Genomic DNA, 15,030 nt, shown 5'->3' with positions numbered 1-15,030 from the left:
CCCCCCGCGCCTCAGCACATAGGCTTAAGACACATGGCAAACATACTGGTGGTCGACGACGAACTGGGGATCCGGGATTTGTTGTCGGAAATCCTCAACGACGAAGGTCATAGTGTGGACGTGGCCGAGAACGCCGGTCAGGCACGCTCGGCGCGCGCCTCCAACACCTACGACCTCGTGCTTCTCGACATCTGGATGCCCGACACCGATGGCGTATCGCTGCTCAAGGAATGGGCCTCGGCAGGTCTGCTGACCATGCCCGTGATCATGATGAGCGGCCACGCCACCATCGAGACGGCCGTGGAGGCCACGCGCATCGGTGCGCTGTCCTTCCTCGAAAAACCCATCACCATGCAAAAGCTGCTCAAGGCCGTGGAGCAGGGCCTGGCGCGCAACGCCGCCAGCCAGGCACCGGCTGCAGCGCCCGTGGCAGTGGTCGAGCCGGACACTGCGGCCGTGGTCACGCCTGCGGCCAGCCGCGTGCCGGTGGACAACAACGTGCCGCATGCACACCAGGGGTTCGACCTGGACCGCCCGCTGCGCGAGGCCCGCGACGGCTTCGAGAAGGCCTACTTCGAATTCCACCTGGCACGCGAAGGCGGCTCCATGACACGCGTGGCCGAGAAGACCGGCCTGGAGCGCACCCACCTGTACCGCAAGCTGCGCCAGCTGGGCGTGGACCTGGGCCGCAACAAGCGCGGATAGACTTTTTGAAGGAATTTTGGCTTTTTCGTTTTTGGGTCAAAAAATCCTGCATATAATCTAGTTCTCGGCCCGGTAGCTCAGTCGGTAGAGCAGAGGATTGAAAATCCTTGTGTCGGCGGTTCGATTCCGTCCCAGGCCACCAAATTCAGTAAAAAATTACGGACTGCTTCGCAAGAAGCGGTCCGTTTTTCTTTGTGCTGCTGAAAAGCCTGCCGTTGTTCAGCACGCCCAGGCCACACGCTTCAGTCACTCAGGCGGGGGCGGCTGCATTGTCACGGTCACCAGCAGCACGCAGCCCTGTTCGCCCCTGGCGTGCACGTCATGGGGTTCGCCCGCCGGCACCAGCACCACCGAGCCGGCCACCAGCCGCAGGCTGGCCACGCGCGTGGCGATGCCGGCTTCGCCCGCCAGGCAGTGAATGGTGGCCTCGCCGGGCACCTGGTGGCGCGGCAGTGCATGGCCGGGCGGCAGCACCAGCCGAAGCAGCTGCAGCTGGGGCGTTCTGATCAGGCTGGTGCTGATGTGCATGCCGTCGCGGGCGTGCAGGGCGATGACATCCAGTGGCTTTGCGTGTTCGAGTGCCATGCTTGGCTCCTGCTTGATGTGGGTCAGAAGGTGGTGCCGCAGCGGCCCCGCCCGCGCGCCTGAAGATGTACGCTGAATACATCTTATGCAGGCGCACGGCGGGCCGGAAGGAGTGGACATCATGGCGCAATGGCTGGAACTGGAGGAACCCCTGCGAACCCGGGAGCCGGCACCGCAATGGAAGGCCTTCCTGGAGCTGGGATTCCGGCCGCTGTACCTGCTGGGCTGCCTCTGGGCTGCACTGTCGGTGGCGCTGTGGGTCCATGCGCCGCAGTGGATCGCGGGGCGCATGCCCGGCGTGTTCTGGCATGCGCACGAGATGCTGTGGGCCTTCGTGGCCACCATTGCCGTAGGCTTTCTGTTCACGGCAGGCAGCAACTGGACAGGGCGCAACCCCCTGCAGGGCCGGGCATTGGGCGCGCTGTGCCTGCTGTGGCTGGTGGCCCGCGCAGGCTTCTTGCTGCCGGGGCCGCAGGCCTTTGTGGTCGCCGCGCTGTGCGAGACGGCCTTCTTCTGCTGGGCCGCGCTGGCGCTGGGCCGTGCCATTCAGGTGGCGCGCAGCCGGCGCAACTACGGGCTGCCCCTGCTGCTGGCGGGCCTGGGCGTGGCCGATGCGCTGTACCTGTGGTCCATCTGGCAAGGCGACTACGGCTCGCTCATGCAGCGCTTCAACGCAGGCCTGCTGTGCATGGCCGTGATTGCGCTGCTGATTGCGCGGCGTGTGATCCCCTTCTTCGCCATGCGCGCCGTGTCCGGCCTGCAGATCCCCATGCACACGGCCAGCGGCCAGTGGCAGCTGGGCGCGGGTGTGGTGGCCATCGCCTGCCTGCTGGCGGGCTGGTGGCCGGGCCTGGCCGCCGGCCTGGCCGTGGCGGGCCTGATGGCCCTGTGGCAGGTGCTGGCCTGGAAGCCCCAGGCCGTGCGCCGCGTGCCGTTGCTGTGGATTCTCTACCTGGGCCACGCGGCGCTGGGTGCGGGCCTGCTGGTGGCGGGCGCGCATGCGGCCGGATGGGTGCTGCGCCCCGCCTGGCCCGTGCATGTGATCGGTGCGGGCGGCTTTGCCCTGCTCATCATCGGCATGTGCACACGGACGTCGATGGGCCACCTGGGCCTGCCGCTGCGCACCGACCGCAGCATGGTCGCCGCCTATGCCCTGGTCATTGCCGCTGCCGTGCTGCGCCTGGCGGCCCTGCTGCCCACGGCGCTGTCGCTGGCGGCGCTGCATGCCTCGGCCGCTGCCTGGGTATTGGCCTTTGCGCTGTACCTGTGGCGTTTCGCCCCGCTGCTGGTGCGCCCGCGTGCCGACCGGCAGGCATGATCGCAGGCCTGCCATGCGCCTGACCCTGATGACCGACTACGCGCTGCGCCTGCTCATGCATGTGGCGCGCCGCCCCGGGCGGCTGTGCACGATTGCCGAGATCGCCCAGGCCCATGCCATCTCCGAAGCACACCTCATGAAGGTCACGCACCAGTTGGCGCTGCGCGGCTGGATCGTGACCGTGCGCGGCAAGGGCGGCGGCATGCGCCTGGCCCATGCGCCGGCCGACATCGGCCTGGGCGACGTGGTGCGCGGCATGGAGCCGGACCTTGCCATCGTCGAGTGCTTCACGGGCACCAGCCCGCCGGCCTGCACGCTTGCGCAGGACTGCCGGCTGGCCGGCGTGCTGGGCGGGGCGCTGGACAGCTTCATGGCCCATCTGGACGGCTTCACGCTGGCCGATCTGCTGCCGGCTCCCGCATCCCTGCCCCTGCCGCACAGGAGCCGCGCATGAGCTACGGACTGCTGCTGACCCTGCACCTGCTGGCGGCCATTGCCTTTGCAGGCACGGTGTTCTTCGAAGTCGTGCTGCTGGCCGGGGCGCGCCGCCACCTGCCCGCTGCCGTGGCGCGCGCCACCGAGCAGGCGCTGGGCGACCGCGCGGTCGCCGTCATGCCCTGGGTGCTGATGGTGCTGTACGGCGCGGGGCTGGGGCTGGCCTGGCAGCACCGCGCGGCATTGGCTGCCGCCTTTGCCGCTCCGCTGGCCAGCAGCTTCGGCCTGTTGCTGGCGCTCAAGATCGTGCTGGCGCTCAGCGTGTTCGGGCATTTCCTGGCGGCCATGTGGTGGCGCCGGCGCGGTGTGCTGGGCGGGCGCCGCTCGCAACGCCTGCACCTGAGCGTGTTCTGCCACGTGCTGGCCATCGTGCTGCTGGCCAAGGCCATGTTCTACCTGCACTGGTAAACAGCCTGCAGGCAGGCTCTGCCCGCGTTAAGCTCGCTGCTCGCATGGCTTGGAGCACGGGGGCGCAGAGGTGGCATCGCATTGGCAGCCGGGCTTGATCGCCCTGCACGGGAATCAGACGGAGGTGCTGGCCGACACGGTGCTGGCATGGCTGGCTGCGCACCCGCTGGATGTGCTGGAACCCGAGGTGGTGCTGGTGCAGAGCAACGGCATGGCCGAGTGGTTCAAGATGCGCATGGCCGAGCAGCTGGGCGTGTGTGCCGCCGCGCGCGTGGAACTGCCCGCGCGCTTTGTGTGGCGCAGCTACCGCCAGGTGCTGGGCCGCCAGGCCGTGCCGCGCGAATCGCCGCTGGACAAGACGCCCATGACCTGGCGGCTCATGCGCCTGCTGCCGCAGTGCCTTCATGACCCGGCCTTCGCCCCCATTGCAGGCTTTCTGCGCCCCGGCGAGCCCGAGCGGCTGCTGCAGTTGGCCCAGCGCCTGGCCGACCTTTTCGACCAATACCAGATCTACCGCGCCGACTGGCTGGACGCCTGGGAGGCCGGGCATGACGTGCTGCCCATGCCCTTGCGCCCTGGTGTGGCGGACGCCCCGGTGCCCGAAGGCCAGCAGTGGCAGCCGCGCCTGTGGCGCGCCGTGCTGGCCGAGCTGGACGAGGACCAGCGCGGCGCCACGCGCGCGCGCCTGCAGGGCAGGGTGCTGGCCGCGCTGCAGTCCGGCGAGCCGCCGGCCGCGCCGCTGGCGCGCCGCGTGGTGGTGTTCGGCATCAGCCAGTTGCCGCTGAGCCTGCTGGAATTCCTGGCCGCCATTGCCCGCCACAGCCAGGTGCTGCTGGCCGTGCCCAATCCCTGCCGCTTCCATTGGGCCGACGCCATCGACGGGCGCGAACTGCTGCGCATGGCGCGGCGCCGCCAGCCGCTGCGCGGCGGGCGCGATCTGGCGCAGCTGCCGCTGGAGGCCATGCACGCCCACGCCCATCCGCTGCTGGCCGCCTGGGGCCGGCAAAGCCGCGACTATGTGCGCCAGCTCGACGCCTTCGACACCACGGGTGCCGCCGCGCAGCTGCAGATGCCGCGCGTGGACCTGTTCGACGAAACCGATGCCGAGGACCTGCGCGCCGCGCCGCTGCTGGCCCAGGTGCAGCAGCGCATCCGCGACCTGGTGCCGCTGGCCGAGCACCCGCCGCTGGAGGTGGCGCGGGCCGACCGCTCCATCGTCTTTCACAGCGCCCACAGCGTGGTGCGCGAGCTGGAAGTGCTGCACGACCAGTTGCTGCAGATGCTGGCCCGGCCACCGGATCCTGCCCAGCCAGGGCAAGCGCCGCTGGCCCCGCGTGACGTGGTGGTCATGCTCCCGTCCATAGAGACGGCAGCGCCCTCGATACGTGCGGTCTTCGGCCAGTACGGCCGCCATGACCCGCGCCATATTCCCTTCGACATCGCCGACCTGGGTGCGCGCGCCAGCAGCCCGCTGGCCGTGGCCCTGCAATGGCTGCTGCGCCTGCCCCAGCAGCGCTGCCGGCTCAGCGAGCTGTGCGACCTGCTGGACGTCCCCGCGATTGCCGCGCGCATGGGGCTGGCGGCCGACGACCTGCCCCAGCTCACGCGCTGGATGGCCGGGGCCGGCATCCGCTGGGGACTCAATGCGCCGCAGCGCGGCGCCCTGGGCCTGCAGGCCTGCGGCGAGCACAACAGCGCCTGGTTCGGCCTGCAGCGCATGCTGCTGGGCTATGCCGGCGGCGTGGCGCAGGACGGCCAGGCCTTTGGCGGCATCGAGCCCTATGACGAAGTGGGCGGCCTGTCGGCCGAGCTGGCCGGCGTGCTGGCCGCGCTGCTGGAGCGCATGCTGGCCTGGTGGCGCGAGGCCGGGCGGCCCGCCACGCCCGAGGTCTGGGCTCAGCGCTTTCGCGCACTGCTGCAGGACTTCTTCAAGGCGCAGGACGATGAGGACGAGGCCATGCTGGCCGCGCTGGACGCCGCCCTCACGGACTGGCAGCGCGCCTGCGAGCAGGCCGGCTACGCGGACGCTGTGGAACTGGGCGTGGCTCAGGAGGCCTGGATGCAGGCGCTGGAGCAGCCCTCGCTGTCGCAGCGCTTTCGCGCCGGTGGCGTGACCTTTTGCACGCTGATGCCCATGCGGGCCATTCCCTTCGAGGTGGTCTGCCTGCTGGGCATGAACGATGGCGACTATCCGCGCCGCGCCATGCGCAGCGACTTCGACCTGATGGCGTTGCCCGGCCAGCAGCGCCCCGGCGACCGCGCGCGCCGCGACGATGACCGCCAGCTCATGCTCGAAGCCCTGCTGTCCGCACGCCGCGCGCTCTACATCAGCTGGACCGGCCACCATGTGCGCGACAACAGCGAGCAGCCGCCCTCGGTCCTGGTCTCCCAGCTGCGCGACTACCTGGGGACGGGTTGGCGCGGCGAAGGCGGCCAGCCGCTGCTGGCGCAGCGCACGCAGCAGCATCCGCTGCAGCCCTTCAGCCGCCGCTATTTCGAAGAAGGCTCGCCCTGGACCACCTATGCGCGCGAATGGCGGGCCGCGCATGCGCAGTCTGACGGCACGGACGCGTTGCCTGCGCTGCCCGCGCAGCCGCGCCCGCCCTTTGTCCCCGACGCCTCGGCGCCGCTGACGCTGGCTCGGCTCACCGATTTCCTGCGCCACCCGGCGCGCGCCTACCTGAGCCAGCGCCTGCAGGTGCGCTTCGAGCAGGAGGACAACCCCGTGGTGGACGAGGAGCTGTTCCAGCTCGACGGCCTGACCGAATACCTGCTGGTGCAGCAGTTGCAGCAGCAGGTGGCGGCCGGCCTGGACGAGCCCGGGCAGGCGCCCCAGGCCATGGAAGACAGCGTGCGAGCGGCCGTGGCGCGCCTCACGCGCTCGGGGCGGCTGCCGCTGGCGGGGCTGGGCGAGCGCGGCGCGCGGGCGCTGCAGTCCTCGGTCACGCCTTCGCTGCGGGCCTGGCGCCAGCAACTGGATCGGTATGCCCATCCCGCGCCGCGCAGGCGGCTGCTGATCGAGGACGATGGCCTGGTGTTCGACGACTGGATCGATGGGCTGCGCCAGTCCTGCGAAACCGAAGAGTCCCCCGATGCGGACGACGCACAGTGCTGGCTGCTGCTGGACCCGCGCAACCTGCTCAATGCCAAGGGCAGGCCCCATGCCGACAAGCTCATGCCGGTCTACCTGCGCAGCCTGGCGCTGGCCGCCAGCGGCTCGCAGGCCGAGTTGCGCGTGGTGGCGCGCGACGGCCTGGTGCAGGTGCTGCCCATGAACCCTTCCGACGCGCTGGCACGGCTGCGTGAATTGATGGCCCTGTGGCGCGAAGGCCAGAACGGCCCGCTGCCCCTGCCGCTGCGCAGCGGCCTGGCCATGGCCGAAGGCTTTCCCGCTGCGGCCCAGCAGGCCTATGAGGGCGGTCATCTGGTCGGCGGCGAAGGCGAGGACCCGTCCTGGGCACGCTGCTACCCGGACTTCGAACAGCTGAGCGCCGATGGCCGTTTCGAGGCCCTGGCACATGCCGCCCATGCGCCGCTGCTCGACTGGGTGGCCGCGCAGGTGCAGGTCCTGCCGTACCAGGGGGATGCCCAATGAGCGCGAGCGAAATGATCGGCGCCGCGACCGGCGATGTGGACGGCGATGTGGACGGCGACGTGACCGGCCATGTGCTCGACGCGCAGCGCTTCCCGCTGTGGGGCAGCCGCCTGATCGAGGCCAGCGCCGGCACCGGCAAGACCTGGACCATTGCTGCGCTCTACCTGCGCCTGGTGCTGGGGCATGGCGAGGGCAGCACGGCCTTCGAGCGCCCGCTGATGCCACCCGACATCCTCGTCATGACCTTCACGCGCGCGGCCACGCGCGAGCTGTCCGACCGCATACGCAAGCGCCTGATCGAGGCCGTGCAGTGCTTTCGCGGCGAGGCCGAGCCCGCGCCCCACGACGCCTTCCTGCACGCGCTGCGCGAGGCCTACCCCGAAGGCGCGGCCCGTGAACGCGCGGCCTGGCGCCTGGCCATGGCGGCCGAATGCATGGACGACGCGGCCATCCACACCATCGACGCCTGGTGCCAGCGCATGCTGCGCGAGCATGCCTTCGACAGCGGCAACCTCTTCGACGAAACGCTGGAGCCCGACGAAAGCCAGCGCCAGACCGAGGCCGCGCAGGACTACTGGCGCCAGCAGTGCTACCCGCTGTCCGACGAGTTGCTGGACGAGGTCCTGAAGATCTGGCCCCACGTCGGCGCCCTGGTCGATGACATGCGCGCCCTGCTGCGCGAGCCCCCCGTGCCCGGCGCGGGCGAGGGCAGCCTGGCCGACTGCCTGCAGCGCGCCATGGAGCAGCGCCGCAGCCGCCTGCTGGCCCTGGCGGCCGGCTGGGACGACAAGGCACAGCGCCTGCAACTGTGGCTGGATGGACAGCTCGACGGCCATGGCGCGCTGTGGGACAAGCGCAAGCTGCAGCCCGCGCGCTACACCGGCTGGCTGGCCGCGCTGGCCGACTGGTCGCGCGCGCCGCTGGACGGCCCGCTGGCGCTGACCGAGGCCGCGCGCCACCGCCTCAGCCCCGAGGGCCTGGCCGAGGCCTTCAAGGGATCGGCCGGCGATGTGCTCATGCCGCTGGAGCTGGACGAGCTGCAGGCGCTGCTGGTGCAGCTGGAGCAACTGCCGCCCGTCAGCGTGGCCGTGCGCCTGCATGCGGCCGCGCGCGTGGCGCAGCGGCTGGCCCACCTCAAGCGCCAGGCTGGCAGCTTCGGCTTTGCCGACATGCTGCAGCGCCTGGATACGGCCCTGGCCGGCGACAACGGCGCCGTGCTGCGCGAGCGCATCCTGGCCCAGTACCCGGTGGCGCTGATCGATGAATTCCAGGACACCTCGCCGCTGCAGTACCGCCTGTTCGACCAGATCTACCGCACGGCGGCCAACGACCCGCACAGCGCCCTGCTGCTGATCGGCGACCCCAAGCAGTCCATCTACGGCTTTCGCGGCGCCGACATCCACAGCTACCTGCAGGCGCGCCGCGCCACCCAGGGGCGCCACTACGTGCTGGGCACCAACTACCGCTCTACCCAGGCGCTGGTGGGCGCCGCCAACCATTGGTTCGCGCAGGCCGAGCAGCGGCCGGGCGAGGGCGCCTTCATGTTCCGGCGCGGCAGCCACAACCCGCTGCCGTTCGAGCCCGTGGCCGCCCAGGGCCGGCGCGAGCTGCTGCACACGCGCGACGGCGCCATGCCCGCCCTCACCGTGGCCTGGAGTGCGGGCCGTGACGAGGACACCGGCATCCCCCTGCCTTTGTCGGCCGACGAGGTGCGGCGCCGCTTTGCGGCCCATTGCGCCGAGCAGATCGTGCAGTGGCTGGCCGACCCGCAGGCCGGCTTTGTGCAGCCCGATGGCCGCCTTGTGCGCCTGCGGCCTGCCGACATCGCCGTGCTGGTGCGCACGGGCCGAGAGGCGGCCGCCGTGCGCCGAGAGCTGCAGGCGCGCGCCGTGGCCTCGGTCTACCTGTCGGACCAGGATTCGGTGTTCGCCAGCGACGAGGCCCATGACCTGCTGTACTGGCTGCGCGCCGTCGCCGCGCCGCTGGATGCCCAGGCCGTGCGCGCGGGCCTGGCCACGCGGCTCATCGGCCTGTCGCTGGACGAGCTGGCCTGGCTGGCCGCCGACGAGGAAGCCTTTGACGTGCGCAGCGAGCAGCTTCGCGAACTGCACAGCATCTGGCTGCGCCTGGGCGTGCTGGCCATGCTGCGCCAGACCCTGTACCGGCTGGACCTGCCCGTGCGCTGGCTGCAGGACCCGGCCATGGGCGGCGAGCGGCGCCTGACCAACTACCTGCACCTGGCCGAGCTGCTGCAGACCGCCAGCGCCCAGCTGGAGGGCGAGCAGGCCCTGATCCGCTGGCTGGCCACCCAGATCGAGACGCCTGGCAGCGGCAGCGAAGAGCAGGTGGTGCGCCTGGAAAGCGATGCCGACCTGGTCAAGCTCGTCACCGTGCACAAGAGCAAGGGCCTGGAGTACCCGCTGGTCTGCCTGCCGTTTGCGGGCAGCTTCCGCCCCATGGAACGGGCCAGAACGCCGTTCCTGACCCTGTCCGCGCAGGACGAGTCGCAAGACGATGCGGCTCCGGCCCGCCGATTGCTGCTGGACTTCAGCGACGAGGAGCTGGCCCAGGCCGACCGCGAGCGGCTGCGCGAGGACCTGCGCCTGTTCTACGTGGCGCTCACCCGCCCGCGCCATGCGCTGTGGCTGGGCCTGGCCCCGCTCAAGCGCGGCAACGGCAAGGCCTGCGTGAACGAGCAGGGCGCAGCCGGCTACCTGCTGGGCGGCACCGAGCCGCGCTCGGCCCAGGGCTGGCGCGACGGCCTGCAGCAGCTGTGCGGCGAAGACCCGCACATGGCCTGGCGCGACCTGGATGCCGTGCCACTGCAGCGCACGCGCTGGCAGCCCCCAGCGGGCGCCACGCCGCTGCACGATGCCCCGGCCTACGACGCGCGCTTCGACACCCGCTGGGGCATCGGCAGCTTCTCGGCCCTGGTGCGCGCCATGGCCGCGCCCAGCCTGCCCGTGCTGCCCGTAGCCGTGCAGCGCCCGGCCGAGGATGAGCAGGCGCTGGAGCCGCCGCCATCGCCGGAACTGGCGGACATTGCCGGCCTGGCCGGCCTGGCGGGCCTGCAGCCCCTGCAGGATGGACCGGCCGCTGGGCCTGCGGTCTGGCACCGCTTTCTGCGCGGCCCCGTGGTCGGCAACTTCGTGCACGACCAGCTGGAATGGCTGGGCGGCGAAGACTTTGCCCTGCCCGTGGACGGCCAGGGTGCGCTCGCTGATCGCCTGGTGCGTCGCTGCGAGCGCGCGGGCCGGGGCGAGCAGGCGCGCGACCTGCTGGCCTGGCTCACGGCCGTGGTCCACCAGCCGCTGGCGCCGCTCGATGTCACGCTGGCCACGCTGGGCCCGCAACTGTCCGAGATGGAGTTCTGGCTGCCCGCGCGCCAGCTGCCGGCCGAGCGCATCGACCAGCTGTGCCGGCGCTTCATCCTGCCGGGGCAGGAGCGGCCCGCGCTGCCCCAGCGCTCGCTGCACGGCATGCTCATGGGCTTCGCCGACCTGGTGTTCTGCCACGAGGGCCGCTACTGGGTGCTTGACTACAAGAGCAACCACCTGGGCCCGGACGGCGCCGCCTACGGGCAGGAGGCCCTGGCCCGCGCCATGCTCCACCACCGCTACGACGTGCAGGCCGCGCTCTACCTGCTGGCCCTGCACCGGCTGCTGCGCAGCCGCCTGGGCACGGCCTACGAGCCGCAGCGCCAGCTGGGCGGCGCGCTGTACTACTTTCTGCGCGGCATCGATGGCCCGGCCGGTGGCATGCATGCCATGGCGCCCGAGCTGCCCCTGCTCGATGCGCTCGATGAACTGCTCGGCCCCGGCCGCGCCGATATGCAGGAGCCGCCATGAGCCCGCGCCCCCGTTCGCGGACCGTCGATACGGCCACGCTGGACCTGTTCGACGAACGGCCGGGCGACGACTCGCCGGGCGGCGAACCGCCGGGCGACGCATCGCTGGGCGGCAAACCGCTGGGCGCCGTGCCGCCAGACACCAATGAAGTGCTGGCCCTGCTGCGCCGCTGGGCCGATGCCGGCCTGCTGCGGCGCCTGGATGCGGCGCTGGCCTCCTTCGTCGCCGGGCAGGATGCGCAGGCCGGGCCCGCCTTGCTGGTGGCCGCCGCGCTGCTGGCGCAGATGGAGGGGCGCGGCCACAGCTGCCTGCCCCTGGCACCGCTGGCCGGCCACCCCAACGACGTGCTGGCCTGGCCCGCCGAGGCGCTGCCCGCGCAGCAGGCCCTGTGGCAGATGCTGCCCGCGCGCCTGTCCGGCTGGGTGGCGGCGCTGGGTGCCAGCCCCGTGGTGCGTGTGATCGGCGACGCGGGCCAGGATGGCGGCGAGGACCTTGGCCAGCCCCTGGTTCTGGCCGGTGCCGACGGCCCCGCGCCGCTGCTGTACCTGCGCCGCTACTGGGACTACGAGCGCGCCGTGGCCACCCATGTCATCCAGCGCACGGTGGCGCAGGCCTTGGCCGGCCAGCCGCTGGACGAAGCCCTGGCCCGCCACTGGCTGGACCGCCTGTTCCCGCCTGCGGCGGAAGGCGGCCCCGTGGACTGGCAGAAGCTGGCCTGCGCGCTGGCGCTGCGCGGCCGGCTGTCGGTGATCACGGGCGGCCCCGGCACCGGCAAGACCTATACCGCCGCGCGGCTGCTGGCCCTGCTGTTTGCCACGGCGCCCGACGCCGGCCAGCTGCGCGTGGCCCTGGCCGCGCCCACGGGCAAGGCGGCTGCGCGCCTGAAGCAATCGATTGACGGGGCCTTGCTGCAATTGCAGGGCAGCATGGGCGGCGAGATCGACCTGGCGGGCCTGGTGCAGCGCATGGGCGCGGCGCGCACCCTGCACTCCATGCTGGGCGCGCGGCCCGATACGCGGCACTGGGGATTCCATGCGGGCCGGCAGCTGGACGTGGACGTGCTCATCGTCGATGAGGCCTCCATGGTCCACCTGGAGATGATGGCGGCGCTGCTGGAGGCACTGCCGGCCGGCGCCCGCCTGGTGCTGCTGGGCGACAAGGACCAGCTGGCCTCGGTGGAGGCGGGCGCCGTGCTGGGCGACCTGTGCCGCGATGCCCAGGCCGGACGCTACCTGCCGGACACGCTGGACTACGCGCTGCGCGTGGCCGGCCAGGCGGTGCCGCCGCAGTTCGCGGCGCCGGCAGGCGACCGGCCTCCGGCTCTTGCGCAGCACACCGTCATGCTGCGCGAAAGCCGGCGCTTCGGTGGCCCCATCGGCCAGTTGGCGCGCGCCGTGAATGCCGGCCACGCCGCGCAGGCCCAGGCCTTGCTCGATGCCGGCACGCAAGGCGGTACGCACTCCGAACTCTGGGAGCGCCAGGGCGGCGGCGTGCAGGCCGTGACCGAACTGGCCGTGCGCGGGCGTGGCGGCCTGGCCAGTTATGCGCTGTATGCTAGGGCGCTGCAAAACAGGCCGGCTGCGGACGGCGGCTACGAGGCCGCGCACCGGGCCTGGGTGTTCGATGTGCTGCAGGCCTTCGAGCGCTTCCGGCTGCTGTGCGCCGTGCGCGAGGGGGACTGGGGCGTGTCCGGCCTCAACCGGGCGGTGGAGCAGGCCCTGGAAGCGCAGGGCGCGATCCGCCGCAACGGCGAATGGTATGCGGGCCGGCCCGTCATGGTCACGCGCAACGATGCGCAGCTGGGCGTGTTCAACGGTGACATCGGCATTGCGCTGCCGGGTGGGTCGCAGGGCGGGTCACAGGGGGCCCCGCAGGGTGGGTCCGGGCAGCCGCTGCGCGTGTACTTCCTGCAGGGTGACGAGCTGCGCTCGGTCGGTGTCAGCCGCCTGGCCCATGTGGAGACCGCCTTCGCCATGACGGTGCACAAAAGCCAGGGCTCGGAGTTCGAGCACACGGCACTGGTGCTGCCCTCGCGCGGCGGCAGCGTGCTGGGGCGCGAGCTGGTCTACACCGGCATCACGCGCGCCCGCCAGGCCTTCTCGCTGTTCTCCGAGGTGCCGGGCCTGCTGGCCTCGGCCGTTGGCAGCCCCACGCAGCGCGCCAGCGGGCTGCTGCGCTGGCTGCAGGACTGAGGCGGGCAGGGCGGCGGCTCAGGCCGGAGTCTTGTCGCTGGCGTAGCGGGACATCATCAGCGCCGTATTGGTCTTGCGGTCGGCATTGACCTGCTGCACCGTGGGCCGCTCGGCCATGCGCGCCAGGTACTCGCGCACGGGCAGGTCGGCCAGCACGTCGCGCCCGCCAACGATCTTGCTGGCCGCGCTGACCAGGGGCAGGTGGACGATGGCGCAGCAGTCGGCCAGCGTGAAGCTGTCGCCCGCCACAAAGGGTGAGAAACGCGCGAGTTTGGCGAAGGCCGCCACGTTCTTGTCGAGCTGGGCCAGCGTGCGCTCCCGGGTGGAGTCGCTGACCTGGCCGCCGAAGAAGGCCTGCGGGTAGAGGATGCGCGCCACCAGCTCCAGGTGCAGGTCCAGGTACACGCACAGCTCGCGCACCTTGGCCGCCTCGAAGGCGTCGGCCGGCAGCAGGGCCGGCGAGGGCGACAGCGTCTCCACGTACTCGACCATGGCGGCCGACTCGCACAGGCCCCGGCCGTCGTCGATGCGCAGGTATGGCACCTTGCCCAGCGGCGACAGTGCCATGTCGGTCTCGCCCAGCCAGTCCAGTTCCTCGTTGAAGGGCAGCTGCTTTTCCAGCAGGGCCAGCTTGACCTTGTTGTAGTAGTTGCTGGCCGCGAATCCGCACAGGGTGAGCATGGGTGTCTCCTTGGGTTGTTTGTGGTGAAGGCGAGGGTGCGCGCCTGTGATGGTAGGGGCGGGCAGGGCATGGCGCGGTCCCGGAGATGACGACTGGGGCAGACCCCTAGAATGGCGCCATGCCGCTTCGCCTGCCCTCCACCTTGGCTGCCTGCGCCCGCTGGGTGCTGGGGCTGTGGCTGTGCGTGGCTCTGGCATCGGCGTTTGCGCCGCTGGCGCGTGCCTCGGGCTGGGAGCGCCTGTGCTCGGCCGCTGGCGAATCGGTCTGGGTGCCATCGCCGGCCGGTCAGGACAATGCCCTTGCCGGAAGCCACGGCATCGACTGCCCGCTGTGCCTGCCCCCGCTGGCGCCGCCGCCCGCCCGGTGCAGTGCGGCCCCGGCACCGCTGATGGCAGATGCGCAGCCACGGGCGCACCCGGCCTCCGTCCACAGCGTGGCCATGCCGGCCTTGCCGCAAGCCCGCGCCCCGCCCCGGTGACTCCCCATTTCAATCCCTGCCTCTTTCGCTTGGCTTTTGTTTTTGCAAGGCACACAGACCGTGCTGCAACGTATTGAATTTTCTGGAGAAACCGTGATGACACTGCGTCAATGGACCACCCCTTTCCTGATCGCCGCCTCCCTGTCCATGGGCCTGGCCCATGCCCATGCCGATGCCGCCCACGTCAAGGCCGACGCCGCCTGGGCGCGTGCCAGCGTGCCGGGCCAGCAGGCCACGGGCGCCTTCATGCGCCTGACGGCCGAGGAGCCGCTGCGCCTGGTGGGTGTGGAGTCGCCCGCCGCCGGCGTGGCCGAGGTGCATGAAATGAAGATGGAAGGCGATGTGATGCGCATGCGCGCCATCGACGGCCTGGACCTGCCCAAGGGCGTGGCCGTGGACCTGAAGCCCGGCGGCTACCACGTCATGCTGCAGCAGCTCAAGAGCCCGCTGCTCAAGGACAGCCAGGTGCCCATCACCCTGGTGTTCAAGGATGCCAAGGGCGAAACCTCGCGCCTGAGCCTGCAGGTCCCCGTGCGTGCCATGGCGCCCGGCGCGGCGGCTGCCCCGGCAGCGGGCCACGGCGGCGGCCACGCAGGCCATTCGCACTGAGCCAGCGCCATTGCACCGGGTTTGTGCGCAGCCGCATGCGCATGACTTGCCGTGGACTTGGCGTGTGCCTGGGTTAAGCTGGGAGCATGGCCGGCATCCTTCGCCGGCATGCTCT

General features: G+C 71.3%; 11 protein-coding genes and 1 tRNA gene. 10 read left to right on the top strand and 2 right to left on the bottom strand.

Annotated elements, in window-relative coordinates:
- The first annotated feature begins 33 nt into the window (after nt 1-33).
- Both A4F85_RS21610 and A4F85_RS21605 read left to right on the top strand, forming a co-directional pair.
- Complete coding sequence (locus A4F85_RS21610; RefSeq protein ID WP_012202448.1) at nt 34-705, top strand: response regulator; 672 nt, start codon at nt 34-36, stop codon at nt 703-705.
- Between the two features lie 66 nt (nt 706-771).
- Nucleotides 772-847: transfer RNA gene (locus A4F85_RS21605), tRNA-Phe, on the top strand.
- Between the two features lie 104 nt (nt 848-951).
- Here the strand turns inward: A4F85_RS21605 and A4F85_RS21600 are convergent.
- A complete protein-coding gene (locus A4F85_RS21600) occupies nt 952-1,290 on the bottom strand; it encodes a cupin domain-containing protein (RefSeq protein WP_063327680.1) in 339 nt (112 codons plus the stop codon).
- A gap of 121 nt (nt 1,291-1,411) precedes the next feature.
- Here A4F85_RS21600 and A4F85_RS21595 point away from each other — a divergent pair, with 121 nt between their 5' ends.
- The 6 genes from A4F85_RS21595 (at nt 1,412) to recD (ending at nt 13,146) form a co-directional block, all read left to right on the top strand.
- Entirely contained in the window at nt 1,412-2,608 is a 1,197-nt protein-coding gene (locus A4F85_RS21595) for an NnrS family protein (RefSeq protein WP_063328053.1), read from the top strand.
- Nucleotides 2,609-2,621: 13 nt separating this feature from the next.
- A complete protein-coding gene (locus tag A4F85_RS21590) occupies nt 2,622-3,062 on the top strand; it encodes an RrF2 family transcriptional regulator (protein ID WP_063327679.1) in 441 nt (146 codons plus the stop codon).
- The gene (locus A4F85_RS21585) at nt 3,059-3,511 is read left to right on the top strand and encodes a CopD family copper resistance protein (RefSeq protein WP_063327678.1); all 453 of its coding nucleotides are present in this window, start codon (nt 3,059-3,061) and stop codon (nt 3,509-3,511) included. The genes A4F85_RS21590 and A4F85_RS21585 overlap by 4 nt, the downstream gene beginning before the upstream one ends.
- Before the next feature lie 70 nt (nt 3,512-3,581).
- Nucleotides 3,582-7,106, top strand: a complete 3,525-nt coding sequence (gene recC, locus A4F85_RS21580; RefSeq protein ID WP_063327677.1) for an exodeoxyribonuclease V subunit gamma — start codon at nt 3,582-3,584, stop codon at nt 7,104-7,106.
- A complete protein-coding gene (gene recB, locus A4F85_RS21575) occupies nt 7,103-10,954 on the top strand; it encodes an exodeoxyribonuclease V subunit beta (RefSeq protein WP_063327676.1) in 3,852 nt (1,283 codons plus the stop codon). Before recC ends, recB begins: the two co-directional genes overlap by 4 nt.
- Nucleotides 10,951-13,146, top strand: coding sequence for an exodeoxyribonuclease V subunit alpha (recD, locus tag A4F85_RS21570; protein WP_063327675.1), 2,196 nt, complete (start codon nt 10,951-10,953; stop codon nt 13,144-13,146). Before recB ends, recD begins: the two co-directional genes overlap by 4 nt.
- 18 nt (nt 13,147-13,164) lie before the next feature.
- Here the strand turns inward: recD and A4F85_RS21565 are convergent, their stop codons facing one another.
- On the bottom strand, nt 13,165-13,827 hold the full coding sequence (locus tag A4F85_RS21565) for a glutathione S-transferase family protein (RefSeq protein WP_012202455.1): 663 nt from the start codon (nt 13,825-13,827) through the stop codon (nt 13,165-13,167).
- A gap of 119 nt (nt 13,828-13,946) precedes the next feature.
- On the opposite strand from A4F85_RS21565, the gene A4F85_RS21560 reads away from it, so the two are divergent.
- Both A4F85_RS21560 and A4F85_RS21555 read left to right on the top strand, forming a co-directional pair.
- Nucleotides 13,947-14,306: a hypothetical protein gene (locus A4F85_RS21560; RefSeq protein WP_013800287.1), complete on the top strand. Its 360-nt coding sequence runs from the start codon at nt 13,947-13,949 to the stop codon at nt 14,304-14,306.
- 96 nt (nt 14,307-14,402) lie between these two features.
- Entirely contained in the window at nt 14,403-14,915 is a 513-nt protein-coding gene (locus A4F85_RS21555; protein WP_013800288.1) for a copper chaperone PCu(A)C, read from the top strand.
- Nucleotides 14,916-15,030: the final 115 nt, after the last annotated feature.

It is taken from the genome of Delftia sp. GW456-R20 (genome assembly GCF_001622915.1).
Classification (GTDB): Bacteria; Pseudomonadota; Gammaproteobacteria; order Burkholderiales; family Burkholderiaceae_C; genus Comamonas; species Comamonas acidovorans.
The sequence above is the reverse complement of the archived record's forward strand: the minus strand, read 5'-3'. Positions and strand labels throughout refer to the sequence as shown.